Source organism: Pseudomonas sp. FG35 (assembly GCF_057809295.1).
In genome coordinates, this window is record NZ_JBMDJR010000001.1 from 814,526 (window position 1) to 836,930 (window position 22,405).

The window sequence follows — 22,405 nt, forward strand, 5'->3', positions numbered from 1 at the left end:
GAAGACGATTATTATTGTATGCGTAACCCGATTCTACACAGCGTAAATAGGGTTGTCTGCTCTCTCTATAAAATCCGCTTTTTTCCGGCTGGTGCAAGGGGTTTGTTGCACAGCCAGATGCCCGTCAGAATCAGCGCGCCGCCCAGGCACATGGCCAGCGTCAGCTGTTCGCCCAGCAGGATTGCGCCGGCCAGCACGGCGGTCAGCGGGTTGAGCGCAATGAACACACCAGAGCGCGTGGCGCCGATTTTACGGATGCCATCGTAGTAACCGATGTAAGCCAGCGCCGAGCCGAGTACGCCCAGATAGGCCAGGCTCAGCCATTGGCGCGAGCCAAGTGCGGCCAGCGCCGCAACGTCGACTTCGCCACGGCTCAGGGCCAACGCCCACAACATCAAGGTGCCCAGCAGAATCGAAAAGGTCACGGTCTGCACCGGGCCGATGCTCTGGTTGAGGCTGCGGGAGAACAGCGAATAGACGCCCCAGCTCAGCACACAGCCGAGGATCAGCAGGTCGCCAATCCACGCGTCCGGCGTTTCGCTCAACAACTGCGGGTGGCGACTGACGATCACCACACCTGCCCCACCGATGCAGATTACGATGCCGATGACCTTCAGCCGGCTCAGCCGCTCCTTGAACAGCAGCCACGATGCCAGACCGATCACCGCCGGATTCAGCGCCACGATCAACGAGGCCCGGGAAGCGTTGATGTATTGCAACCCGTAAAAGAAGCACAGGTTGTAGAAGAAGATCCCGAAGAACCCCAGCAGCGCCAGTTGCAGCCATTGGCGGGGCGTGGGCCGCGCCAGCGCAATCCGCGCCAGTCGCAGAAACCCGAGCAACGCCAAACTGGCCAGCAGAAATCGCAAGCTGGCGGCGAAGACCGGACTCAGGCTGCCGGCCAGAAACCGCCCGGCCACCCACGTTCCGCCCCAGATCATGGTGACCAGGGCCAGGTTCAAATAGACGGGCATGTCCGAGGCGGCCGGACGGACAGGTTCATGACAACTCATAACGCTCCCAACGATGAGACTGACGGATGACGTATCATTCGATTGATTCCTCATCATCGTAAAATGAGTCTTTACTCATGACCCTGACCCAACTCGAAATCTTCTCGCTGGTGGCCGAACTGCGAGGTTTTACTCTCGCCGCCCATCGCCTCGGGATTTCCCAGTCAGCGGTGTCTCACGCCTTGAAGTCGCTGGAACAGGAACTGGGCGTCGAACTGCTGCGCCGGCACCAATCGCAAGTGGAACTGAGCGACATCGGCGAGCAATTGCTGCTGCGGGCCCGGGCGATGCTTGGGCTGGCCAATACCCTACGCCAAGAGGCGGCGGATGCGCGCGGCATGAAGCGCGGCACATTGCGCATCGGTTCGTTCGGGCCGACATCGTCGATCAAGTTGTTGCCCAGGATTCTGCAGCAGTATCGCGAGGCGCATCCGGGGATCGAAGTGCACATCGATGAAGGCCCGGATCGGCAGGTCATCCAGTGGCTGGAGGAGCGACGGATCGACATCGGCTTTGTGGTGCTGCCCGAGGAACGCTTCGACACGTTTACCTTGATCGAAGATCAGATGGTCGCCCTGCTCCCGCTCGGTCACCCGTTGGCGGCGCACGAATCAGTGACGCTGAAAGACTTATGCAACGATCCGTTCGTGCTGACCGAGGCCGGTTCGTCGGAGCTGGTATCGCGCCTGTTCAACACGGCGCGGTTGAACCCGAACATCCGCTATCGCTGCTCGCAGCTGCTCAGCACGCTCGACACCGTGGGCCGGGGCGATGCAATGACTGTGGTGGCGGAAGGCTCGTTGCCCTTCGATTCCGACCCGCGCTATGTAAAACGGACATTGTCACCGCCCGTCAAACGGCAGGTCGGACTGGCGGTACTGGATCAGCGCCAGGCATCGCCCGCCACGCTGGCATTCATTCAACTGGCAACACGGCTGGATTACCGTTGAGCAGCGCAGGCGTCATTGGCCATCTATCATGGGCTCAGACCCTGGGCTTTGCGCGCACGCTTCGCCTGCCATCTAGAGCCCCACTCCATTGCGACAGGATGCGCCCATGCCACTGACTGTCAGGCCCCGCCGCAAGCGCAGCACCCGGATAATAATGACTTTGCTGTGCGGCTTGCTGCCGATCGTACTCGGCAGTGTGATTCTCTATATGCAGGCCGGACGCGCCCTTCAGCAGAGTTCGCAACACACCGCCGAAGAAGCCCTGCGTCAGTTCGAACTGATGCTCGACAACACTGCCCAGGCCGCCCGCGAACTGTTGCCTTTGGCCGGCCAGACCTGCGAGACCGTCAAACTCGCCTTGCGCGAACAAGTCACCCGCCGCCCGTTCGTGCGCTCGACCAATCTGGTGTGGGACGACAATCTCTATTGCAGCTCCTTGTTCGGCGATTTCAAGGAAGCCGTCAATCCAGGCGACTACGCCCAAGGCAAGTTGTGGCTCATGAACGGCAACCCGGTGACGCCTGACACCGCGCTGCTGGTGTACCGCCTCAGCGAAGGCCGTGGTGGCGCACTGACCACGCTGGACGGCTATCACCTGAGCAACATCCTGCGCCTGATCGGCCGGCACACATTGTTGTTGCTGCAAGTCGGCAACAACTGGCTCTGCGCCGACGGCAAAGTGCATCAAGGCGCCTTGCCCGCGTTGCCGGTGGCGCAAAGTACCTTGCACTCGTCGCACTATGCGTTCTCGGTGACAGCCGCTTTTCCAGAAGGCGAAACCTGGCGCTACATGAAAGATGAATACCCGCCGCTGTTCAGCCTGCTGATGTTCTTCGGTGCAGTATCGGGAGCAATCGGTTACATCGTGCAAAAACGATCCACATCGCCCAGCCATGAAATGCTTCGGGCGCTGGAGGCGGGAGAGTTCATTCCCTACTTTCAACCGGTGGTGCACGGCGACAGTAAACAGTGGTCGGGCACGGAAGTGCTGATGCGCTGGAACCATCCCAAGGAGGGGCTGGTGCGTCCGGACCTGTTCATCCCGTTTGCCGAACACTCCGGACTGATCGTGCCGATGACTCGGGCCTTGATGCAGCAGACGGCTGTCGTGCTGGGGCCGCTGTCATCGACCTTTACCGCGCCGTTCCACATTGGCATCAACATCACCGCCAGCCATTGCAACGATCTGGAGCTGGTTGAGGATTGCCGTGAATTTTTGTCAGCTTTTCCGCCGGGCAGCATCAGCCTGGTTCTGGAACTCACCGAACGTGAGCTGATCGAGCCGTCCGACATTACCCATCAACTGTTCGCGCAGCTGCGTGCAATGGGCGTGAAGATCGCGATTGATGACTTTGGCACCGGCCATTCAAGCCTCGGTTACTTGAGGACGTTCAATGTCGACTTCCTCAAGATCGATCAGACATTTGTCGCCATGATCGATAAAGATGCGCTGTCACGGCATATTCTGGACAGCATCATCGAGCTCTCGACCAAGCTGGATCTGGGCATCGTGGCCGAAGGTGTGGAGACGCAAGCCCAGTGTGATTATCTGGCCGCCCACCATGTCAACTTTCTGCAGGGCTACCTTTTCGGCAAACCGATGCCGGCTGCGGACTTCATCGAAGCATTAACTCATCATTAACTTCTCTGGATAAATCCGGACTCGCCGACAGCCCGCACCAAATTGATACAAAACAGCGTTGTTGTTACATGAAGAAAAAGTCAGGATTTACTCTTGCCGCATTAACTACTACAATTTTTCTTACCTGTTGCAAGATGGGCAGGTGAGCCATTATCACCGAGTCGCTTCAAGGCTCTTGGCTTATAGCTTTGTTTGCGGTTGGTATCAGCCAAACACACTATTGGAGTAAAGATATTGTCCAGACTCGCTGAATTTCGTGCAGCTGAAAAGGCCCTTCAGGAACAGCTCAAGCAGCTGGAATCGCTGAAGAATGATGCCGGGCTCAAGAAAGAAATCGAATTCGAAGAAAAGCTCCAGGGGCTGATGAAAACATACGGCAAAGGCCTGAAAGACATCATCGCCATTCTCGATCCGAACCCGGCGAAATCCGGTCTGCAATCGACCGCCGCACCTAAAACCCGCCGCGCTCGCGTGGTCAAGGTCTATCAGAACCCGCACACCGGCGAGCTGATCGAGACCAAAGGTGGCAATCACCGCGGCCTGAAGGCCTGGAAGGAACAATACGGTGCAGCCACCGTTGATTCCTGGTTGCGCGGTTAATCCCTCGCAAACATGAAAGCCCTGCATATGCAGGGCTTTTTTTCGGACAATATTTAACAAATGCAACGATTTTTCTGGCGGGCAAGTTGAGTTTCAAATCGCTCTCGCGCTGAAACTATGCTTCCGAGTGTTGCCCCGTTAGCCGGAATTAACTTTATGTTTAATCATTTCCGGTATCTAACACCAGACTGCCCCCGAACAGACGACTAGAATTTCAAGCTGTTTCGCGCAGCCACTATGTCGTCGCCGCTGGCCTTATAAACCTCCGCCTGCCCTGCATACGAAAGTACATAGGCCTTATCCGCCTCGACCGCTGCAACCAATGTTTGCGACAACACATGACGGCCGTTTTCAGTCACCGTACAAGTGGTCTCAAGCGCTGTCAGCGAGCCCAGCGTACTCGCGTGAACCTTGTTGCAGACACTCTGATAACCGCTCTGGAAAAAGTCTTTCTGCACCGACTTGCGCATCTCAAGCAACACGCCTTGCAAGTTGACCTGATGACCACTTTCCACACGGGTCATCGTCAACTCCATCACCATCACCTGATTGCCATCGGCGTCAGTTTTCACTGCGCGCTGACGCGAGACTTCAGGCGAGGTTTCGGGCAGCGCCTCGACCTCCCAGCCGGCAGGCCAGGTGATGCTCGGCGCCTCGGCAAAAGCCGGTAGCGCCAGAAGAGAAAAACCCAGGAAAACGAACAGCGATTTGAACGGTCGGATCATTACCAGAGGCACTCGCGGATTGAGCCGTAAAGTCTGAGGCTCGCCCGCTTGCAGGGCAAGCCCGCGCTTTCGGTTTGGCGATGCCGCAAGGCATGCGTATCATTGCGCCCATTCACTCGCCCCAATTTGTTACGGAGGGCCCATGAGCCTGCAAGAACTGAACACCTTCCCTGGCGTCACCGCCATCCCGGACAGCGCAACCCGTCACTTCGTGTTCAACCACACCATGCTGCGCGTAAAGGACATTACCAAGTCCCTGGACTTCTACACCCGCGTGCTGGGTTTCTCGCTGGTAGAGAAGCGTGATTTCCCGGAAGCGGAATTCAGCCTGTACTTCCTCGCCTTGGTGGACAAATCGCAGATCCCGGCCGACGCCGCTGCTCGCACCGAGTGGATGAAGTCGATTCCCGGCATTCTGGAACTGACCCACAACCATGGCACCGAGAACGACGCAGACTTCGCCTACCACAACGGCAACACCGACCCGCGCGGTTTCGGCCACATCTGCATTTCGGTACCGGACATCGTCGCTGCCTGCGCGCGCTTTGAAGAGCTGGGCTGCGACTTCCAGAAGCGTCTGACCGATGGCCGCATGAAGAGCCTGGCGTTCATCAAGGATCCGGATGGCTACTGGGTCGAGATCATCCAGCCGGCGCCGCTGTAAAGCTGAACGCAGGTAGAAAGCATCACGCAAAGAAAAACCCCCATCATCACTGATGGGGGTTTTCTTTTTCAGACCCTGGATTTACGCCGGAGCCGACGTGCGGATCAGGTGATCGAAAGCACTGAGGGAAGCCTTGGCACCCTCGCCCACCGCGATCACGATCTGCTTGTACGGCACGGTGGTCACGTCACCGGCGGCGAAGATGCCGGGGATCGAGGTTTCGCCGCGGTTGTCGACGATGATCTCGCCGCGCGGCGACAGCTCGATGGTGCCTTTGAGCCAGTCGGTGTTGGGCAGCAGACCGATCTGCACGAAAATCCCTTCCAGTTCGACAGTGCGCAGCTCGTCAGTATTGCGATCCTTGTAGCGCAGGCCGTTGACCTTCTGCCCGTCGCCAGTGACTTCAGTGGTCAGCGCACTGGTGATCACGGTGACGTTCGGCAGGCTGTGCAGCTTGCGTTGCAATACGGCGTCGGCGCGCAACTGAACGTCGAACTCCAGCAGAGTCACGTGGGAGACGATACCGGCCAGGTCAATGGCCGCTTCGACGCCGGAGTTACCGCCGCCAATCACCGCCACACGCTTGCCTTTGAACAGCGGGCCGTCGCAGTGTGGGCAGTACGCCACGCCTTTGTTACGGTATTCCTGTTCGCCCGGCACGTTCATTTCACGCCACCGCGCACCGGTGGCCAGAATCACGCTCTTGGCCTTGAGGGTCGCGCCGCTGGCGAAGCGAACTTCATGCAGCTCGCCATTCTTGCCCGGGATCAGCTTGTCGGCGCGTTGCAGGTTCATGATGTCGACGTCGTACTGCTTGACGTGCTCTTCCAGCGCGGTCGCCAGTTTCGGGCCTTCGGTTTCCTGCACGGAAATGAAGTTCTCGATGGCCATGGTGTCCAGCACCTGACCGCCGAAGCGCTCGGCCGCCACACCGGTGCGAATGCCTTTACGTGCGGCATAGATCGCCGCCGAAGCACCGGCCGGGCCACCGCCAACCACCAGCACATCGAAGGCTTGCTTGGCGCTGATTTTCTCCGCCTGACGCTCGATGGCGCCAGTGTCGAGTTTGGCGAGGATTTCTTCCAGGCCCATACGGCCCTGGCCGAAGTTTTCGCCGTTCAGGTAAATGCTCGGCACAGCCATGATCTTGCGATCGTTGACTTCGTCCTGGAACAGCGCGCCGTCGATGGCGACGTGGCGGATATTCGGGTTCAGCACGGCCATCAGGTTCAATGCCTGAACAACGTCCGGGCAGTTCTGGCAGGACAGCGAGAAGTACGTCTCGAAGTTGAACTCGCCCTTGAGCGAGCGGATCTGTTCGATCACTTCGACACTGGCCTTCGAAGGGTGGCCGCCGACTTGCAGCAGGGCCAGCACCAGCGAAGTGAATTCATGGCCCATCGGGATGCCGGCGAAACGCAGGCTGATATCGGCCCCGGGGCGGTTGATCGAGAACGACGGTTTGCGTGCATCGTCGCCGCTGTCGATCAAGGTAATCTGATGCGAAAGACTGGCAATGTCTTTCAGCAGGTCGAGCATTTCACGGGATTTCGCACCGTCGTCGAGTGAAGCAACGATCTCGATCGGCTGGGTGACCCGTTCCAGGTACGATTTCAACTGGGCTTTAAGATTGGCGTCCAACATACGGGCGATCTCCTGACTTTATTTGAGGCGAAAAAAAGCCCGAGCGAATCTCGCCCGGGCTTTTCTATTGGGCGGTGCAGCTTACTTGAGTAGGTGCGGAGTCCCGCCCTGTATTGCGTGTGTCACAGACTTAGATCTTGCCGACCAGGTCCAGGGACGGAGCCAGCGTGGCCTCGCCTTCTTTCCACTTGGCCGGGCAAACTTCGCCTGGGTGAGCAGCAACGTACTGAGCAGCCTTGATTTTGCGCAGCAGCTCGGAAGCGTCACGGCCAACACCGCCATCGTTCAGTTCAACGATTTTGATCTGGCCTTCAGGGTTGATCACGAAGGTGCCACGGTCAGCCAGGCCAGCTTCTTCGATCAGCACGTCGAAGTTGCGGGAGATGACCTGAGTCGGGTCGCCAATCATGGTGTACTGGATTTTGCCGATGGCTGGCGAAGTGTTGTGCCAGGCAGCGTGGGCAAAGTGGGTGTCGGTCGAAACGCTGTAGATCTCTACGCCCAGTTTCTGGAAGGCGGCGTAGTTGTCAGCCAGGTCTTCGAGTTCGGTTGGGCAAACGAAAGTGAAGTCGGCCGGGTAGAAAAACACTACGGACCATTTGCCTTTCAGGTCAGCGTCCGAGACTTGTACGAAGTCGCCGTTTTTGAATGCGGTAGCTTTGAACGGTTTTACTTGGCTGTTGATGATAGGCATTGATGACTCTCCGTCAGGGTTGTGAATTCGATGGGTTAATCCTACCCAGTCACTCGACGGATGGCTCATTGGCAAACCTGATGCTGCTGATTTGTTTTCGCTATTAGCTGAAGGTATTAATAGAAGAAAACGATATCTACGGCGACAGCGGCTTATCCGTAATCCGGGCCATCCCGTGAAAGGGGCTCGCTTCAACATAGCGCATGGCGGACTTCATATCCTTCCAGCCCACGTAACTCATCAATGATTTAAGATCCCAGCCGCTTTGATGGGCCCATGTTGCGAAGCCACGACGCAGGGAGTGGCTGGTGTAGCGCTCGGCGGAGATCCCGGCCCGCTCCAGGGCCTGACGCAGCAACGGAATCACGCTGTTGGCGTGCAACCCCTCTTCGCTCAGGTTGCCCCAGCGGTCGACGGCGCGAAACACCGGTCCTCGCACCAGTGCTGCCTCGGTGATCCACTCGATATAAGCCTGCACCGGACACAACTTCAGCAGCGCCGGGGCCTGATAGGTCTGCCCGAGGTTTTCCCGATCGCCCTTGCTGCGCGGCAGGTACAAGGTGATGCCGTTGCCGGCGTGCGCCTGCACATGCTCGATCTGCACCCGACACAGCTCATCGCTGCGGAAGCCGCGCCAGAAGCCCAGCAGGATCAACGCCCGATCACGGCAAGCTCGGAGCAGCAGCGGCCGGTCCTGTTGTTCCCGGGCGTCTTTCATTTCCTGCTCAAGCCAGGCGACGGTCTGCTCAAGATCGCGCAGTTGGAGTGGCTCGGCCTGTTTTTCCTGCGCGGGATGCAGGGCGCGAATGCCCTTGAACACCTTGCGCACCACCGGCGACTTGGTGGGATCGGCGAAGCCCTGGCTGTTGTGCCACTGCGCCAGTGCCGACAGACGCAACTTCAGCGTGTTAACCGACAGCACGCCCGCATGCGCCACCAGATACCGCGCGACGCTGTCCGCTGTGGCCGGCAGGAACCCTCCCCACGCGGATTCGAAGTGCTCGATGGCCGCGCGATAACTGCGGCGGGTGTTGTCGCGGGTGGCGGCTTGCAGATAGCGATCGATATCGCTCATGGGCTGATTTTCTCGTGGCGTACTGAGGGTTCGTGCAGAAACGGATTTTATGGGTTTCACATGGGGTAATACCAGTATATCCCGTCCGTTTGTCGGCGCTTATTTCACTTTATTTTCAACATGGTACACTGCGTACTTTAGTGGCATGTACCACAGTACGAAATGGTAGGAGCAGATATGGCCCGTGGCGGCGTTAACAAAGCAGTAGTCCAGATCGCGCGCGCAGCGATCCTCGCCCGTGGCGAACACCCCAGTATCGATGCAGTACGCATCGAGCTGGGCAATACGGGCTCAAAAACCACGATTCATCGCTATCTAAAAGAACTGGATGACGGCAGCGAGCCAGCGGATCCGTCGGCAGAACCCATCGATGACGAACTGCTGGCGCTCGTCACCCGCCTTGCACAACGCCTGAAAGAACAGGCGCAAGAGCCGATTGATCAGGCACGCGAGCAGTACGAGCAACAGCGTCAGGCACTGGAGGACGAACTGAATCAGCTTCGTCAGGATCATGCGCAACTGGAGAAGAAACACGACATTCAAACTGCCGCGCTGGCCAAGGAATCCGAAGCACTGAGTGATACACGCTCAATGCTGCAGACCGAGCAGACGCGCAACGCCGGGTTGAATCAGGCACTGGCGGATTTTGAATTGCGCCTGCAGGACAAGGACGAGCAGATCCGCTCGCTGGAAGAGAAGCACCTGCACGCCCGCGATGCACTTGAGCACTATCGCAACGCCATCAAGGAGCAGCGCGAGCAGGAGCAAAGCCGCCATGAAAACCAGGTGCAACAATTGCAGATGGAGTTGCGTCAGGCGCAACAAAGCGCCCTGGTGCGCCAGGACGAAATCACCCAGCTGCACCGCGACAACGAACGCCTGCTGACCGAGAATCGCGGCACCGTGCGCGAACTGAGTCTGATGCAGGATCAGCTCAAGCACAGCAATCAGCGTCAGGATCAACTGCTGGAGCAAGCGTCGCGCGTCGACAGCGAACGCACCCTCCTCCAGGAACGCCTGCGCGTGGCCCTGCTGGAAAGTCAGACGCTTAAACAGAACGTCGACGAGCAGTCGCAGCTCAATCAGTCATTGGAGAAGGAATTGACTAAGATTCAAGCCAGCTTGCGCCTGGCCACTGCCGTTGTGGCAGCGCCAGACGCAGCAGAACCGGAAAAGACTTAAGCGCCGACCGGCGTACGCATGGTGACAAACTCTTCGGCCGCCGTCGGGTGCACCCCGATGGTGTCGTCGAAGTCACGCTTGGTGGCGCCAGCCTTCAGCGCGATCGCCAGACCCTGCACGATCTCGCCGGCATCCGGCCCGACCATGTGACAGCCCAACACCTTGTCAGATTTGCCATCGACCACCAGCTTCATCAGCGTGCGCTCCTGGCAATCCGTCAGAGTCAGCTTCATTGGACGGAAGCGGCTTTCGTAGATCACGACGTCGTGACCCGCTTCCCGCGCCTCTTCTTCGGTCAGGCCGACGGTGCCGATATTCGGCAGACTGAACACCGCCGTCGGGATCATCTTGTAATCCACCGGACGATATTGCTCAGGCTTGAACAGACGTCGCGCCACCGCCATGCCTTCGGCCAGTGCCACTGGCGTCAGCTGCACACGACCGATGACATCGCCCAGCGCCAGGATTGATGGCTCGGTGGTCTGGTATTGCTCATCGACCTTGATGAAGCCTTTGTCGTCGAGCTGCACATCAATGTTCTCCAGCCCCAGGTTGTCCAGCATCGGACGTCGGCCGGTGGCGTAGAACACACAATCCGCCTCCAGTACGCGACCATCCTTGAGGGTCGCTTTCAGGCTGCCATCCGACTGCTTGTCGATACGGGCAATGTCGGCATTGAATTGCAGATCCATCCCGCGTTTGGTCAGCTCTTCTTTCAAATGGTTACGCACTGAACCATCGAAACCACGGAGGAACAGATCCCCGCGATACAACAACGTCGTGTTGGCGCCCAGGCCATGGAAAATCCCGGCAAATTCGACGGCGATGTAACCGCCGCCGACGACCAGCACGCGCTTGGGCAGCTCTTTCAGGAAGAACGCCTGGTTCGAGCTGATCGCATGCTCATGCCCCGGAATCTCGGGGATCTGCGGCCAGCCTCCGGTGGCGATCAGAATATTCTTCGCGGTGTATCGCTCACCGTTGACCTCGACTTCGTGCGGACCAACGATTTTCGCGTGAGCCTCATGCAGGGTCACGCCGCTGTTGACCAGCAGATTGCGATAAATGCCGTTCAGACGATTGATCTCGCGATCCTTGTTGGCAATCAGCGTGGCCCAGTCGAAATCCGCCTCACCCAGATTCCACCCGAAACCCGAAGACTGCTCGAAGTCTTCGGCAAAATGGGCGCCGTACACCAACAGTTTTTTCGGTACGCAACCGACGTTGACGCAGGTTCCGCCAAGATAACGGCTCTCGGCCACCGCCACTTTCGCACCGAACCCGGCAGCAAAACGCGCAGCCCGCACACCGCCGGAACCGGCGCCAATCACATAAAGGTCAAAATCGTAGGCCATTTCTATCTCCTCGGCAGGCGATCAGCATACCCGCCGTCGTCCGTTGGGCAAGCACTCCTGCCGATATAGGGGCAGAAAATGAAAAAGCCACCCGAAGGTGGCTTTTTCGTACAGGCAGATCAGGCCTTATCAGTAAGCCTTGCCAGTCTTGTAGAAGTTCTCGAAGCAGAAGTTGGTTGCTTCGATGTAGCCTTCAGCACCACCGCAGTCGAAACGCTTGCCCTTGAACTTGTAGGCCATCACGCAGCCGTTCTGGGCTTGCTTCATCAGGGCGTCGGTGATCTGGATTTCACCTCCCTTGCCTGGCTCGGTCTGTTCGATCAGGTCGAAGATGTCCGGGGTCAGGATGTAACGGCCGATGATCGCCAGGTTCGACGGTGCGTCTTCCGGCTTTGGCTTCTCGACCATGCTGTGTACGCGGTAGATGTCGTCGCGGATCATTTCGCCAGCGATCACGCCGTACTTGCTGGTTTCCTGCGGATCGACTTCCTGGATGGCAATGATCGAGCAGCGGAACTGCTTGTACAGCTTGACCATCTGGGTCAGCACGCCGTCGCCTTCAAGGTTGACGCACAGGTCGTCCGCCAGCACCACGGCGAACGGCTCGTCACCGATCAGCGGGCGGCCGGTCAGGATCGCGTGGCCCAGGCCTTTCATTTCGGTCTGACGGGTGTAGGAGAACGAGCACTCGTCCAGCAGCTTGCGGATACCGACCAGGTATTTTTCCTTGTCGGTGCCTTTGATCTGGTTTTCCAGCTCATAGCTGATATCGAAGTGGTCTTCCAGGGCGCGCTTGCCACGGCCGGTCACGATGGAGATTTCGTTCAGGCCAGCATCCAGAGCTTCTTCGACGCCGTACTGGATCAGTGGCTTGTTTACCACCGGCAGCATTTCTTTGGGCATGGCCTTAGTCGCTGGGAGGAAGCGAGTACCGTAACCGGCTGCTGGGAACAAGCATTTCTTGATCATATAAGTCCTTGAAAGGGCTGTGTGTACGAGTTTCGGCGCAGTCTAATCAGGCGGCGTGCACCTTACAATGCCCCGCACTGGCTAACCGATGTCAACATAGAGAAATAATCTGGCGGATAGTTCAATCCGCACACAGAGGCTGCGCAATCAGCGTAGCCCAAAGATCTCGGAACAGCTCATCGACCTGCGCCCGTTCGCCGATTTACCGTTATCATGGGACCTTTGAACCAGCCAACGAGGCCGTTAGATGTCCGCAGCAAAAATCATCAATGGGTACACCGTCGCCAAGGCGAAAGATGGTCAGTGGCATATCACTGCCGCCAACGGCGAAGATGTATCCGGCCCGTTGCCCACTGAAGCAATGGCGATTGAAGTGGCCGCGGTGCTTGATTACACGCCTGCCGCACCGAAGCGTCGCGGCAAGAATCAAGACTGATCGGCGACTGCAAATCCCGGCCCTGCCTTCGCGCAGGGCTTTTTTTGGGCTGCGCACAAAGAAGTGGCCAATCGCTATAACCTTTTCATGCCAGCGCTGTCATAGCGTCTAGCCCCTCCTCCTCGAAGACGACATTGCCATGATCAACCGCCCCATCATCAGCTTCCTGCCCCTTATTGCGCTCGCGGCCCTGGCCGGCTGCGCCACCTCGCAGACCACCTACCTGAACAACGGCGAACAAGGGCTTAGCATCGACTGCTCCGGCGAAGCCAATTCCTGGGCCAGCTGTTATGAAAAGGCCGACGCGTCCTGTGCCGGAACCGGTTATCGGATCGTCGGGACTGACGGCACACCGGCGCCCAAGGAAGACGACAAGACGCTGGGCGTTGACGTCGGCAACTACAAAAACCGCAGCGTAGTGGTGGTGTGTAAATAGCCTTACATGTGAATTTCGGCGAACTTGATCCCCAGCCCGCGCACGACCTCGATCAGGTCGTCGAGTCGGTTGAAGGACTCGACTTCGTCGTTATCGTCGACCAGGAAGTAGCTGCGACCGGCGCTTTTCTTGAAAAACACGATCCACTCCCCTGGATTCGCCGGGTTCTGGATTACATGGGTCGCCGCAATGAGCCCTTCCTTGTGTCGCTCCCGCACCTGCTCTCTCTTCATTCACCACTCCAGAAATGACAATGCCGCCACAGCAACGCTGTGACGGCATCAATGCTGACTGTTGACAGTCTATCAGCCGGAAATACAGGCCGTGGCCGCCTTGCGCACATCCCATGGACGCAGCGGTACATTGGACATCCGCTCGTGCAGCTTGATGCTGCTGCCACCCGAACGATCCTCGATGTCGAATACCGCTGCCGGCCCCGATCCCAGCTTGCCCGGAACGATGACCCGAACGTCGTCCTTGTGCCGCTCTACCTGCAAGGCGCCTCGGCTGTCGGACAGCTTTTCGGTCAGGCACTGAGCATACTCATGGGGTTTCTTGCCGGAAATAACGACCATGGTGGGCAGCGTTTCATTGATTTCCGAAACGCTTGCGCAACCGCCCATTGCCAATGCCAACGGCAGAATCACCACACCCCACTTCATACAAAACCTCCGATAAAGACCCTCCGACAGCACGAATGCCGTTTTTCTCCGAGGCCTGCTGCATTTAACCCACATGGAAACGTGAATATCTGTTTTAAATTGTCAAAGCGGTGCCCGACGGCCGGATAATAACCTGTCCGGGCTGATAAACTGCGCCAATCGACAATGCTATCGTTTTGATTTTGTAGAAAAAGCCCTTCTGGAGGCGCCCATGAAATTCATTCACCAGCGCGAGCACCTCAACGAAGACGACATCGTCGTCATTCAATGCTCGCAAACCTGCAACATCCGCTTGATGAACGACGCCAACTTCCGCAGCTTCAAGAATGGCGGCCGACACACCTATCACGGCGGTGCTTTCGACACGTTCCCGGCCCGTATCACCGCGCCGAGCACCGGTTTCTGGAACATTACCATCGACACCGTCAACCGCCGCGCGATCAGCGTGACCCGCAAGCCGACCCTGACGCATTCGATCAAGATCATTCGCCGCTCGAGCTCCAAACTCAGCTGAGCGGTTCCGCCAACGCAGACAGGTAAGCATCAACGTGGCCCAAACGACCAAATACGTGATCAAGTACAAACTCAACGGTGAACGCCGCTTCGAGTTCGCCCAACTGGAAAACGGCACGCCGGAAGAAGCCAAGGCAGCACTGGATGCCCTGCACGGCCAGAGCGACGATGTGATCAGCGACATCAGCGTCAGCAAGGCCCTGTAAAACTCGGGTGACAATTCAACCGCAAGCGGCGGAGTGTTGCAGCCGGGTGGACGGCTCAGACTGATACCTGAATGTGAGCCAAGGAATCAGCATGTCACCCTCACCCGCCTCCCCGCTCGATGCGCTCGACTGGATCGGCCTGGAGCAGCAACTGGATCAGGACGGCTGTGCCGTCATTCGCACGCTGCTGCGCCCGGACACCTGTGATCGATTGAGTGCGCTTTACCCGCAAAGTGAACCGTTTCGATCCCAGGTCATCATGGCCCGCCACGGTTTCGGGCGCGGAGAATACAAATACCTGCGCTATCCGCTTCCCCCCGTGGTGGAACGCCTGCGCAGCGCGCTTTACCCGCGACTCGTGCCTCTGGCCAACCGCTGGCATGAACGAATGGGCCTGCCAGCGCGCTTTCCAGAGCAACACAGCGAATTTCTCGCGCGCTGTCACGCCGCCGGTCAACTGCGACCTACCCCGCTCTTGCTGCAATACGGCCCGCAGGACTACAACTGCCTGCATCAGGACCTGTACGGTGAACATGTCTTTCCACTGCAAGTGGCGATTCTTCTGTCAGAACCTGGCGAAGACTTCACCGGCGGTGAGTTCGTTTTGACTGAACAGCGTCCGAGAATGCAGTCCCGCCCACTGGTGATGGACCTGAGAAAAGGCGACGCGCTGATCTTTGCCGTCAACCAGCGCCCGGTCAAAGGCGTGCGCGGCGACTATCGGGTGACCATGCGCCACGGCGTCAGCCGACTGCACAGCGGAACACGGCATACTCTGGGCATCATTTTCCACGACGCGACCTGACGATCATGCAAACCACCTTCGACCTGTTCGCCGACACAGAATCCGAACAACCTCGGCGCGCCGAACAGATCGGCGAGCAATCCTGGGTGCTGCGCGGCTTTGCCCTGCCGCAAATCGAGCAGCTATTGCCGGCCCTGGAATCGATCATCGCCAGCGCTCCGTTGCGCCACATGATGACACCCGGAGGCTTCAGCATGTCGGTGGCCACCAGCAGTTGCGGCGCATTGGGCTGGATCACCGATCGAAGCGGCTACCGCTATTCCTCCGAGGATCCCGTAAGCCATCGCCCCTGGCCGGCCATGCCCGAGGTGTTTCGCGAGCTGGCCCAGGCAGCAGCGAAACGCGCCGGATTTGCCGACTTCATGCCGGACTCCTGCCTGATCAATCGCTATGTCCCAGGCGCGAAGATGTCGTTGCATCAGGACAAAGACGAAAACGCCTACGAAGCCCCGATCGTTTCGCTGTCATTGGGCCTGCCGGCAACGTTCCTGTTCGGCGGTTTCGCGCGCGGCGACAGGAGCCAGAAAATATCGCTGCTGCACGGCGACATGGTGATCTGGGGTGGCGTTGACCGGCTGCGCTATCACGGCATCCTGCCGATCAAGCCTGGCCGGCACCCGCGCCTTGGCGAACAGCGTTTCAACCTGACGTTTCGCACCGCTGGATAATCCTGCAAAGTTTGACCGCAAGGGTCGGAGTGTTCCGGCCGGTGGCACTGGTTAACCTGACATTCAACAGGTCAACGGACTCTCCATCATGAAAACGCTTTCAACCTCGCTGAGCACTGAAGACGATCCACGCTGGGCGGCTGTCGTGGCACGCGACCCTCGGGCGGACGGCCAGTTTGTCTATGCCGTGAAAACCACCGGCATCTATTGCCGCCCCAGCAGTCTGGCGCGCTTGCCGAAACCGCAGAACGTCGAGTTCTTCGATACCGCCGAGGACGCCGAAGCCGCGGGCTATCGCCCCAGCAAACGGGCGAGCAAGGATCAGACCGAAGTCGCAGCGCAGCACGCCGCTACCGTTGCGGCAGCCTGTCGCCAGATCGAAGCGTCGGACAGCCTGCCGGCGCTCAACGATCTCGCCGAGACCGCCGGCCTGAGCGCCTTCCATTTTCACCGGGTCTTCAAAGCCGCAACGGGCCTGACGCCCAAAGGCTATGCCGCCGCGCATCGCTCGCGTCGGGTTCGCCAGCGTCTGGCGGACGGTAGCTCAGTGACGGAGGCGCTGTATGACGCCGGTTTCAATTCCAACAGCCGGTTCTACGAGGCGGCCGATCAGGTGCTGGGCATGAAACCCGGCGACTTCCGATCCGCCGGGCAGAACAACGACATCCGCTTCGCCGTCGGCCAGTGCTCGCTCGGCGCCATTCTGGTGGCGCAGAGCGAGCGCGGGATCTGCGCGATTCTGCTGGGGGACGATCCGCACCAATTGGTGTGCGACCTGCAGGACCAGTTTCGCCGGGCCAACCTGATCGGCGCCGACACCGAGTTCGAACAACTGATCGCGCGCGTCGTCGGCTTCATCGAAGCGCCTGCCATCGGCCTGGATTTGCCGCTGGATGTGCGCGGCACGGCGTTTCAGGAACGGGTGTGGCAGGCACTGCGCGAAATACCGGTCGGCAGCACCGCCAGCTACGCGGACATCGCCTTGCGTATCGGCTCACCAAAAGCCGTACGCGCAGTGGCCCAGGCTTGCGGCGCCAACAGCCTGGCGGTAGCGATCCCCTGTCATCGCGTTGTGCGCAGTGACGGCAATCTGTCGGGCTACCGCTGGGGCGTGGAGCGCAAGCGCGAATTGCTCGAGCGTGAAGGCAAACCACGGCAGTAATCAGCGATTCACATCAACTACAACTCGCCCCCGGAGTTGCCCCGCCAGCAACTTCGGGGCCGCTTCGAGGGCTTCGCCGAGGCCGATTTCATGGCTGATCAGCGGCAACAGCGCGAAATCCAGATCCTTTGTCAGACGATCCCAAGCCTCGATGCGGCGGGCGTTGGGCTGGGTCACGCTGTTGATTCCGGCCAGCGTCACGCCACGCAGAATGAACGGCGCCACAGACGCCGGGAAATCCATGCCCTGAGCCAGACCGCACGCAGCCACGGTGCCTTCGGCCCGGGTGCTGGCACAGGCATTGGCGAGCGTGTGGCTGCCGACCGAATCGATAACGCCCGCCCAGCGCTCCTTGGCCAGCGGCTTGCCGGGTTCGGACAGGGTGGCGCGATCAATAATTTCACTGGCACCCAGTTGTTTCAGGTATTCGTGTTCCGACACCCGACCGGTCGAAGCGACCACGCGGTAGCCCAGCTTGCTCAGCAATGCGATGGCAAAACTGCCGACGCCACCGTTGGCACCGGTCACCAGCACTTCGCCCTGTTGCGGGGTCACGCCGTTGCGCTCCAGCGCCATGACGCACAGCATCGCCGTATAGCCGGCCGTGCCGATGGCCATGGCTTGCGCGGCGGTGAATGCCTTGGGCAGCGGAATCAGCCAGTCACCGTTCAGACGCGCCTTCTGCGCCAGTCCGCCCCAGTGGCTTTCACCGACGCCCCAGCCATTGAGCAGCACGGCATCGCCAACCTTGTAATCCGGGTGCGAGCTGACTTCGACAGTGCCCGCCAGATCGATCCCCGGCACCATCGGAAACTTGCGCACCACCGGGCTATTGCCGGTAATCGCCAGGCCGTCCTTGAAGTTCAGCGTGCTGTACGCGACCCGAACCGTCACATCGCCGTCCGGCAGTTGCTCATCACTGATCTCTTGCAGGTTGGCGCGATAACCGCTGTCGTCTTTGTCGATCAAAATGCCTTTGAACATGACTGCCTCTCACGGGTGGAATTCAGGATATCGAGGGATTGAAATAGCACATTGCAACATTTTGCCCCACTCGACCTTTAGCCAATCGCGCCCCAACGCCGAGCCAGCGTCGACTGTTCAAGCTACAAAATCTGTGCTGGTCATGAAGTTGGCTTTGCGTTAAAAAAACCGGCTGCTACCGTCCCTGCCCTGTTTCGTCGTCGGAGAAGCTATTCCATGAGCCAATGGCCTGATACCCGAATTCTTGACCTGTTCGGCATCGAACTGCCGATCATCCAGGGCCCCATGGCAGGTGCCACCAACTCATCCATGGTCATTGCAGCGTGCAACGCCGGCGGCCTCGGTTCGATGCCGGCCGCGATGCTGACCATCGAGCAACTGCGCGAAGAACTGAAGACCATTCGCCAGGGCACGAACAAGCCGTTCAACGTCAACTTCTTCTGCCATCAGCCGCCGGCCGCCGATGAGCAAAAGGCGCGTGACTGGAAAAACCTGCTGGAACCCTACTATCGCGAACTGGGCGTGGATTTCGATGCACCGACGCCGGTGTCCAACCGCGCGCCTTTCGATGCGACCGCCTGCGAAGTACTGGAAGAATTTCGCCCTGAAGTGGTGAGTTTTCACTTCGGCCTGCCGGAAAAAACCTTGCTGGATCGGGTGAAAGCGACCGGCGCGAAAATCATCTCGTCGGCAACCACCGTCGACGAAGCGATCTGGCTGGAGCAAAACGGCTGCGACGCGATCATCGCCATGGGTTATGAGGCCGGCGGCCATCGCGGGATGTTTCTCAGCGACGACCTGAGCAGCCAGGTCGGTACGTTTGCCCTGGTGCCGCAAGTGGTCGACGCCGTGAGTGTGCCGGTGATTGCCGCCGGTGCGATTGCCGATGCGCGCGGCGTGGCGGCAGCGTTCCTGCTCGGTGCTTCGGCGGTTCAGGTCGGCACGGCGTATCTGTTTACTCCGGAAGCGAAAGTCAGTGCGTCGCACCACAAGGCCTTGCGCACCGCCAAGGAAAGCGAAACGGCGGTGACCAATCTGTTTACCGGGCGCCCGGCGCGGGGGATTCTCAATCGAGTGATGCGCGAGCTGGGCCCGATGTCTGACAAGGCTCCTGCCTTTCCGCTGGCGGGTGGGGCCTTGATGCCGCTGCGCGCGAAGGGCGAAGCCGAATTCAGCAACCTCTGGGCCGGCCAGGCTTTCACGCTCGGCAAAGACCTCGGCACCGCCGAATTGACCCGGCAACTGGCTGAAGGCGCTCTGGCAAAACTGACCCGGTGATGAACCTGAACGGGTGAGGAGCGTGGCGCCCTCGCCCGGTTTTAATCCAGTGCTTCCCGTTTGACGGCATTTCGCTATATATTTCGATATATAGCGTTTCACTCCCTCGCATCGGCGCAGTCTTCCCTTCCAATAACAACTGCCCACTGCACTTGCCACCCACGGAGCCGTTACATGATCAATCGTGCCTCACGTTTTGCCCCTGCCCTGCTCGCGTTATTCGCCATCGGCGCGGCACAGGCCGATGAAGTGCAAGTCGCTGTCGCGGCCAACTTCACCGCACCGATCCAGGCGATTGCCGCCGATTTCGAAAAAGACACCGGGCACAAACTGGTCGCAGCCTATGGCGCCACCGGCCAGTTCTACACCCAGATCAAAAACGGCGCGCCGTTTGAAGTGTTCCTCTCGGCCGATGACTCCACCCCTGAAAAACTCGAAAAAGAAGGCGACACCGTCAAAGGTTCGCGCTTCACCTACGCCATCGGCACCCTGGCACTGTGGTCGGCCAAGGAAGGTTACGTCGACGCCAAAGGCGACGTCCTGAAGAAAAACCAGTACCAGCACCTGTCCATCGCCAATCCGAAAGCCGCCCCTTATGGCCTGGCCGCCACTCAGGTGCTGGAAAAATTGAATCTGACTGAAGCCACCAAAGCCAAGATCGTTGAAGGCCAGAACATCACCCAGGCCTACCAGTTCGTATCCACCGGTAACGCCGAGCTGGGCTTCGTTGCCCTGTCGCAGATTTACAAGGACGGCAAGGTCAGCAGCGGCTCGGCGTGGATCGTTCCGGCGAGCATGCACGACCCGATCAAGCAAGACGCGGTGATCCTCAACAAAGGCAAGGACAACGCCGCTGCCAAGGCGCTGGTTGATTACCTCAAAGGCCCAAAAGCCGCTGCGGTCATCAAGTCCTACGGTTACCAGCTGTAAATGTCGCTGACGAGTGCCGATTTCGCGGCGATCTGGCTGACCCTGAAACTGGCGTCCCTGACCACCGCAATCCTGCTGGTCGTCGGCACTCCGATTGCCCTGTGGTTGTCGCGCAGCCATTCCTGGCTACGCGGCCCCATCGGCGCGATTGTTGCGTTGCCGCTGGTGCTGCCACCTACGGTCATTGGCTTCTATCTGTTGCTGGCGCTCGGTCCCAATGGCTTCATTGGCCAGTTCACCCAGTGGCTGGGGCTTGGCACCTTGACCTTCAGCTTTACCGGCCTTGTGATCGGCTCGGTGCTCTATTCCATGCCGTTCGTGGTGCAGCCGTTGCAAAACGCCTTCTCCGCGATCGGCACTCGTCCTCTGGAAGTGGCCGCGACCCTGCGCGCCAATCCCTGGGACACCTTCTTCAGCGTGATCCTGCCTTTGGCCCGTCCCGGTTTCATCACTGCGGCAATCCTCGGCTTCGCCCACACCGTCGGCGAATTCGGCGTAGTGCTGATGATCGGCGGGAATATTCCAGACAAAACCCGGGTGGTTTCCGTACAAATCTACGACCACGTCGAAGCCATGGAATACGCGCAGGCGCACTGGCTGGCCGGGGCGATGCTGGTGTTTTCGTTTCTGGTGTTGCTGGCGCTGTATTCCAGCCGCAAAACCCGCACGGGCTGGAGCTGATCGGTGATTAATGCACGCCTGAAACTGGCCTGGTCGGGCTTCAGCCTCGACGTTGATCTGCAGCTGCCCGGTCGCGGTGTGACGGCGCTGTTCGGTCAATCCGGCTCGGGCAAGACCACGTGCCTGCGCTGCATCGCCGGGCTCGAACGCGCGTCGCAGGCCTTTATCCGCATCAATGACGAGGTCTGGCAGGACAGCGAGAAAGGCATTTTCGTGCCGCCGCACAAACGCGCGCTCGGCTATGTGTTTCAGGAAGCCAGCCTGTTTGAGCATCTGTCGGTGCTGGCCAATCTGCAATTCGGCCTCAAGCGCATTCCCAAGGCGCAGCGCCGGGTCGACATGACTCAAGCCACAGAATTGTTGGGGATCGGCCACTTGCTCGATCGCCACCCGCAGCACTTGTCCGGCGGTGAGCGTCAGCGTGTCGGCATCGCCCGCGCGCTGTTGACCAGCCCCAGATTACTGCTGATGGATGAGCCTTTGGCAGCCCTCGACAGTCAGCGCAAAAGCGAAATCCTGCCCTACCTGCAACGCCTGCACGACGAACTGGAAATCCCGGTGCTGTATGTCAGCCACGCTCAGGACGAAGTGGCCAGGCTCGCCGACCATCTGGTGCTGCTCAGCGACGGCAAAGCGCTGGCCAGCGGACCGATTGGCGAAACCCTGGCGCGACTCGACCTGCCCCTGGCCATGGACAACGACGCCGGGGTGATCATCGAAGGCCTGGTCAGCGGCTACGATGCCGACTATCAATTGCTCACCCTGCAGCTGCCGGACTCGTCACTGAACATCCGCGTGACCCACGCGCCGATGACGACCGGCCAGAGACTGCGTTGCAAGGTTCACGCGCGCGACATCAGCCTGAGCCTGCAAAACAGCGAATTCAGCAGCATCCTCAATCGCCTGCCGGTCACGGTCGTCAGCGAACAGCCGGCCGATAACGCCGCCCACGTGCTCATCCGCCTCGATGCCGGCGGAACGCCGCTGCTGGCGCGCATCACTCGCTATTCACGGGATCAGCTTGGCGTGCATCCGGGCCAGTCGTTGTGGGCCCAGATCAAGGCTGTCGCGGTACTGGCGTAAATCCGCGGGCACGACCGTCATGGTGTGCGGTCAATGGCTTTAACAGCC

Annotated in this window: 26 protein-coding genes; 16 read left to right on the forward strand and 10 right to left on the reverse strand. The window is 59.3% G+C overall.

The genetic code is table 11. The annotated features are described in order from the left end of the window. Nucleotides 1-65: 65 nt before the first annotated feature. Entirely contained in the window at nucleotides 66-1,013 is a 948-nt protein-coding gene (locus ACODTD_RS03545; RefSeq protein ID WP_489104438.1) for a DMT family transporter, read from the reverse strand. A gap of 77 nt (nucleotides 1,014-1,090) precedes the next feature. Here ACODTD_RS03545 and ACODTD_RS03550 point away from each other — a divergent pair, with 77 nt between their 5' ends. From ACODTD_RS03550 to ACODTD_RS03560, 3 genes are all read left to right on the forward strand, one after another. Further along, a complete protein-coding gene (locus ACODTD_RS03550; RefSeq protein ID WP_201818468.1) occupies nucleotides 1,091-1,963 on the forward strand; it encodes a LysR family transcriptional regulator in 873 nt (290 codons plus the stop codon). A 106-nt stretch (nucleotides 1,964-2,069) separates the two neighbouring features. Next, nucleotides 2,070-3,605 (forward strand): EAL domain-containing protein, encoded by a 1,536-nt coding sequence (locus ACODTD_RS03555; protein ID WP_489104439.1) that lies wholly within the window; start codon nucleotides 2,070-2,072, stop codon nucleotides 3,603-3,605. A 234-nt stretch (nucleotides 3,606-3,839) separates the two neighbouring features. Beyond that, entirely contained in the window at nucleotides 3,840-4,205 is a 366-nt protein-coding gene (locus ACODTD_RS03560; protein ID WP_011334329.1) for a histone-like nucleoid-structuring protein, MvaT/MvaU family, read from the forward strand. Between the two features lie 206 nt (nucleotides 4,206-4,411). Here ACODTD_RS03560 and ACODTD_RS03565 read toward each other — a convergent pair whose 3' ends face one another. Next, nucleotides 4,412-4,930 carry a DUF4946 domain-containing protein gene (locus tag ACODTD_RS03565; RefSeq protein WP_007958947.1) on the reverse strand — a complete coding sequence of 173 codons (519 nt, stop codon included), beginning with the start codon at nucleotides 4,928-4,930 and terminating at the stop codon, nucleotides 4,412-4,414. A 142-nt stretch (nucleotides 4,931-5,072) separates the two neighbouring features. Here ACODTD_RS03565 and gloA point away from each other — a divergent pair, with 142 nt between their 5' ends. Then, nucleotides 5,073-5,594, forward strand: a complete 522-nt coding sequence (gene gloA / locus ACODTD_RS03570) for a lactoylglutathione lyase (RefSeq protein ID WP_011334330.1) — start codon at nucleotides 5,073-5,075, stop codon at nucleotides 5,592-5,594. Between the two features lie 81 nt (nucleotides 5,595-5,675). Here gloA and ahpF read toward each other — a convergent pair whose 3' ends face one another. The 3 genes from ahpF to ACODTD_RS03585 form a co-directional block, all read right to left on the reverse strand. Further along, entirely contained in the window at nucleotides 5,676-7,238 is a 1,563-nt protein-coding gene (gene ahpF / locus ACODTD_RS03575; RefSeq protein ID WP_011334331.1) for an alkyl hydroperoxide reductase subunit F, read from the reverse strand. 130 nt (nucleotides 7,239-7,368) lie between these two features. Next, the gene (gene ahpC / locus ACODTD_RS03580; protein ID WP_007958941.1) at nucleotides 7,369-7,932 is read right to left on the reverse strand and encodes an alkyl hydroperoxide reductase subunit C; all 564 of its coding nucleotides are present in this window, start codon (nucleotides 7,930-7,932) and stop codon (nucleotides 7,369-7,371) included. Nucleotides 7,933-8,068: 136 nt separating this feature from the next. Next, nucleotides 8,069-9,007, reverse strand: a complete 939-nt coding sequence (locus tag ACODTD_RS03585) for a site-specific integrase (protein WP_011334332.1) — start codon at nucleotides 9,005-9,007, stop codon at nucleotides 8,069-8,071. Between the two features lie 177 nt (nucleotides 9,008-9,184). Between ACODTD_RS03585 and ACODTD_RS03590 the strand changes: the two genes are divergently transcribed. Continuing rightward, nucleotides 9,185-10,189, forward strand: coding sequence for a DNA-binding protein (locus tag ACODTD_RS03590; RefSeq protein WP_011334333.1), 1,005 nt, complete (start codon nucleotides 9,185-9,187; stop codon nucleotides 10,187-10,189). Here the strand turns inward: ACODTD_RS03590 and gorA are convergent. Both gorA and galU read right to left on the reverse strand, forming a co-directional pair. Continuing rightward, the gene (gene gorA / locus ACODTD_RS03595) at nucleotides 10,186-11,544 is read right to left on the reverse strand and encodes a glutathione-disulfide reductase (RefSeq protein WP_011334334.1); all 1,359 of its coding nucleotides are present in this window, start codon (nucleotides 11,542-11,544) and stop codon (nucleotides 10,186-10,188) included. The two genes, ACODTD_RS03590 and gorA, sit on opposite strands and share 4 nt — an antisense overlap. 129 nt (nucleotides 11,545-11,673) lie before the next feature. Further along, nucleotides 11,674-12,513 (reverse strand): UTP--glucose-1-phosphate uridylyltransferase GalU, encoded by an 840-nt coding sequence (gene galU / locus ACODTD_RS03600; protein WP_007958937.1) that lies wholly within the window; start codon nucleotides 12,511-12,513, stop codon nucleotides 11,674-11,676. Between the two features lie 247 nt (nucleotides 12,514-12,760). Between galU and ACODTD_RS03605 the strand changes: the two genes are divergently transcribed. After that, the gene (locus tag ACODTD_RS03605; RefSeq protein WP_285356051.1) at nucleotides 12,761-12,949 is read left to right on the forward strand and encodes a hypothetical protein; all 189 of its coding nucleotides are present in this window, start codon (nucleotides 12,761-12,763) and stop codon (nucleotides 12,947-12,949) included. A 139-nt stretch (nucleotides 12,950-13,088) separates the two neighbouring features. Beyond that, nucleotides 13,089-13,385, forward strand: coding sequence for a hypothetical protein (locus ACODTD_RS03610; RefSeq protein ID WP_011334336.1), 297 nt, complete (start codon nucleotides 13,089-13,091; stop codon nucleotides 13,383-13,385). Nucleotides 13,386-13,387: 2 nt separating this feature from the next. Here the strand turns inward: ACODTD_RS03610 and ACODTD_RS03615 are convergent, their stop codons facing one another. Together ACODTD_RS03615 and ACODTD_RS03620 are read right to left on the reverse strand one after the other, a co-directional pair. Then, nucleotides 13,388-13,618: a hypothetical protein gene (locus tag ACODTD_RS03615; protein ID WP_011334337.1), complete on the reverse strand. Its 231-nt coding sequence runs from the start codon at nucleotides 13,616-13,618 to the stop codon at nucleotides 13,388-13,390. Nucleotides 13,619-13,690: 72 nt separating this feature from the next. Continuing rightward, nucleotides 13,691-14,047 carry a hypothetical protein gene (locus ACODTD_RS03620; protein ID WP_011334338.1) on the reverse strand — a complete coding sequence of 119 codons (357 nt, stop codon included), beginning with the start codon at nucleotides 14,045-14,047 and terminating at the stop codon, nucleotides 13,691-13,693. Nucleotides 14,048-14,258: 211 nt separating this feature from the next. On the opposite strand from ACODTD_RS03620, the gene ACODTD_RS03625 reads away from it, so the two are divergent. The 5 genes from ACODTD_RS03625 to ada all read left to right on the forward strand — a co-directional run bounded on the left by ACODTD_RS03625 (nucleotide 14,259) and on the right by ada (nucleotide 17,401). Further along, nucleotides 14,259-14,561, forward strand: coding sequence for a DUF1883 domain-containing protein (locus tag ACODTD_RS03625; protein WP_007958929.1), 303 nt, complete (start codon nucleotides 14,259-14,261; stop codon nucleotides 14,559-14,561). Nucleotides 14,562-14,595: 34 nt separating this feature from the next. Further along, the gene (locus ACODTD_RS03630) at nucleotides 14,596-14,766 is read left to right on the forward strand and encodes a hypothetical protein (protein ID WP_007958927.1); all 171 of its coding nucleotides are present in this window, start codon (nucleotides 14,596-14,598) and stop codon (nucleotides 14,764-14,766) included. 91 nt (nucleotides 14,767-14,857) lie between these two features. Continuing rightward, nucleotides 14,858-15,571: a 2OG-Fe(II) oxygenase gene (locus ACODTD_RS03635; RefSeq protein WP_011334339.1), complete on the forward strand. Its 714-nt coding sequence runs from the start codon at nucleotides 14,858-14,860 to the stop codon at nucleotides 15,569-15,571. Between the two features lie 5 nt (nucleotides 15,572-15,576). Next, entirely contained in the window at nucleotides 15,577-16,239 is a 663-nt protein-coding gene (alkB, locus tag ACODTD_RS03640) for a DNA oxidative demethylase AlkB (RefSeq protein WP_201818461.1), read from the forward strand. Between the two features lie 88 nt (nucleotides 16,240-16,327). Continuing rightward, a complete protein-coding gene (gene ada, locus ACODTD_RS03645; RefSeq protein ID WP_011334341.1) occupies nucleotides 16,328-17,401 on the forward strand; it encodes a bifunctional DNA-binding transcriptional regulator/O6-methylguanine-DNA methyltransferase Ada in 1,074 nt (357 codons plus the stop codon). Here the strand turns inward: ada and acuI are convergent, their stop codons facing one another. After that, complete coding sequence (acuI, locus tag ACODTD_RS03650) at nucleotides 17,402-18,385, reverse strand: acrylyl-CoA reductase (NADPH) (RefSeq protein ID WP_489104440.1); 984 nt, start codon at nucleotides 18,383-18,385, stop codon at nucleotides 17,402-17,404. A 216-nt stretch (nucleotides 18,386-18,601) separates the two neighbouring features. Between acuI and ACODTD_RS03655 the strand changes: the two genes are divergently transcribed. From ACODTD_RS03655 to modC, 4 genes are all read left to right on the forward strand, one after another. Beyond that, nucleotides 18,602-19,663, forward strand: a complete 1,062-nt coding sequence (locus ACODTD_RS03655; protein ID WP_489104441.1) for an NAD(P)H-dependent flavin oxidoreductase — start codon at nucleotides 18,602-18,604, stop codon at nucleotides 19,661-19,663. Nucleotides 19,664-19,837: 174 nt separating this feature from the next. After that, nucleotides 19,838-20,593 carry a molybdate ABC transporter substrate-binding protein gene (gene modA / locus ACODTD_RS03660; protein ID WP_489104442.1) on the forward strand — a complete coding sequence of 252 codons (756 nt, stop codon included), beginning with the start codon at nucleotides 19,838-19,840 and terminating at the stop codon, nucleotides 20,591-20,593. Continuing rightward, nucleotides 20,594-21,274 (forward strand): molybdate ABC transporter permease subunit, encoded by a 681-nt coding sequence (gene modB, locus ACODTD_RS03665; protein ID WP_489104443.1) that lies wholly within the window; start codon nucleotides 20,594-20,596, stop codon nucleotides 21,272-21,274. A 3-nt stretch (nucleotides 21,275-21,277) separates the two neighbouring features. Continuing rightward, a complete protein-coding gene (gene modC / locus ACODTD_RS03670) occupies nucleotides 21,278-22,357 on the forward strand; it encodes a molybdenum ABC transporter ATP-binding protein (RefSeq protein WP_489104444.1) in 1,080 nt (359 codons plus the stop codon). Nucleotides 22,358-22,405: the final 48 nt, after the last annotated feature.

Bases quoted from the DNA above. Each gene is read 5' to 3' on its own strand.
- ACODTD_RS03545 (WP_489104438.1), bottom strand. From the start codon at position 1,013: ATGAGTTGTCATGAACCTGTCCGTCCGGCCGCCTCGGACATGCCCGTC.
- ACODTD_RS03550 (WP_201818468.1), top strand. From the start codon at position 1,091: ATGACCCTGACCCAACTCGAAATCTTCTCGCTGGTGGCCGAACTGCGA.
- ACODTD_RS03555 (WP_489104439.1), top strand. From the start codon at position 2,070: ATGCCACTGACTGTCAGGCCCCGCCGCAAGCGCAGCACCCGGATAATA.
- ACODTD_RS03565 (WP_007958947.1), bottom strand. From the start codon at position 4,930: ATGATCCGACCGTTCAAATCGCTGTTCGTTTTCCTGGGTTTTTCTCTT.
- gloA (WP_011334330.1), top strand. From the start codon at position 5,073: ATGAGCCTGCAAGAACTGAACACCTTCCCTGGCGTCACCGCCATCCCG.
- ahpF (WP_011334331.1), bottom strand. From the start codon at position 7,238: ATGTTGGACGCCAATCTTAAAGCCCAGTTGAAATCGTACCTGGAACGG.
- ahpC (WP_007958941.1), bottom strand. From the start codon at position 7,932: ATGCCTATCATCAACAGCCAAGTAAAACCGTTCAAAGCTACCGCATTC.
- ACODTD_RS03585 (WP_011334332.1), bottom strand. From the start codon at position 9,007: ATGAGCGATATCGATCGCTATCTGCAAGCCGCCACCCGCGACAACACC.
- ACODTD_RS03590 (WP_011334333.1), top strand. From the start codon at position 9,185: ATGGCCCGTGGCGGCGTTAACAAAGCAGTAGTCCAGATCGCGCGCGCA.
- gorA (WP_011334334.1), bottom strand. From the start codon at position 11,544: ATGGCCTACGATTTTGACCTTTATGTGATTGGCGCCGGTTCCGGCGGT.
- galU (WP_007958937.1), bottom strand. From the start codon at position 12,513: ATGATCAAGAAATGCTTGTTCCCAGCAGCCGGTTACGGTACTCGCTTC.
- ACODTD_RS03605 (WP_285356051.1), top strand. From the start codon at position 12,761: ATGTCCGCAGCAAAAATCATCAATGGGTACACCGTCGCCAAGGCGAAA.
- ACODTD_RS03610 (WP_011334336.1), top strand. From the start codon at position 13,089: ATGATCAACCGCCCCATCATCAGCTTCCTGCCCCTTATTGCGCTCGCG.
- ACODTD_RS03615 (WP_011334337.1), bottom strand. From the start codon at position 13,618: ATGAAGAGAGAGCAGGTGCGGGAGCGACACAAGGAAGGGCTCATTGCG.
- ACODTD_RS03620 (WP_011334338.1), bottom strand. From the start codon at position 14,047: ATGAAGTGGGGTGTGGTGATTCTGCCGTTGGCATTGGCAATGGGCGGT.
- ACODTD_RS03625 (WP_007958929.1), top strand. From the start codon at position 14,259: ATGAAATTCATTCACCAGCGCGAGCACCTCAACGAAGACGACATCGTC.
- ACODTD_RS03635 (WP_011334339.1), top strand. From the start codon at position 14,858: ATGTCACCCTCACCCGCCTCCCCGCTCGATGCGCTCGACTGGATCGGC.
- alkB (WP_201818461.1), top strand. From the start codon at position 15,577: ATGCAAACCACCTTCGACCTGTTCGCCGACACAGAATCCGAACAACCT.
- ada (WP_011334341.1), top strand. From the start codon at position 16,328: ATGAAAACGCTTTCAACCTCGCTGAGCACTGAAGACGATCCACGCTGG.
- acuI (WP_489104440.1), bottom strand. From the start codon at position 18,385: ATGTTCAAAGGCATTTTGATCGACAAAGACGACAGCGGTTATCGCGCC.
- ACODTD_RS03655 (WP_489104441.1), top strand. From the start codon at position 18,602: ATGAGCCAATGGCCTGATACCCGAATTCTTGACCTGTTCGGCATCGAA.
- modA (WP_489104442.1), top strand. From the start codon at position 19,838: ATGATCAATCGTGCCTCACGTTTTGCCCCTGCCCTGCTCGCGTTATTC.
- modB (WP_489104443.1), top strand. From the start codon at position 20,594: ATGTCGCTGACGAGTGCCGATTTCGCGGCGATCTGGCTGACCCTGAAA.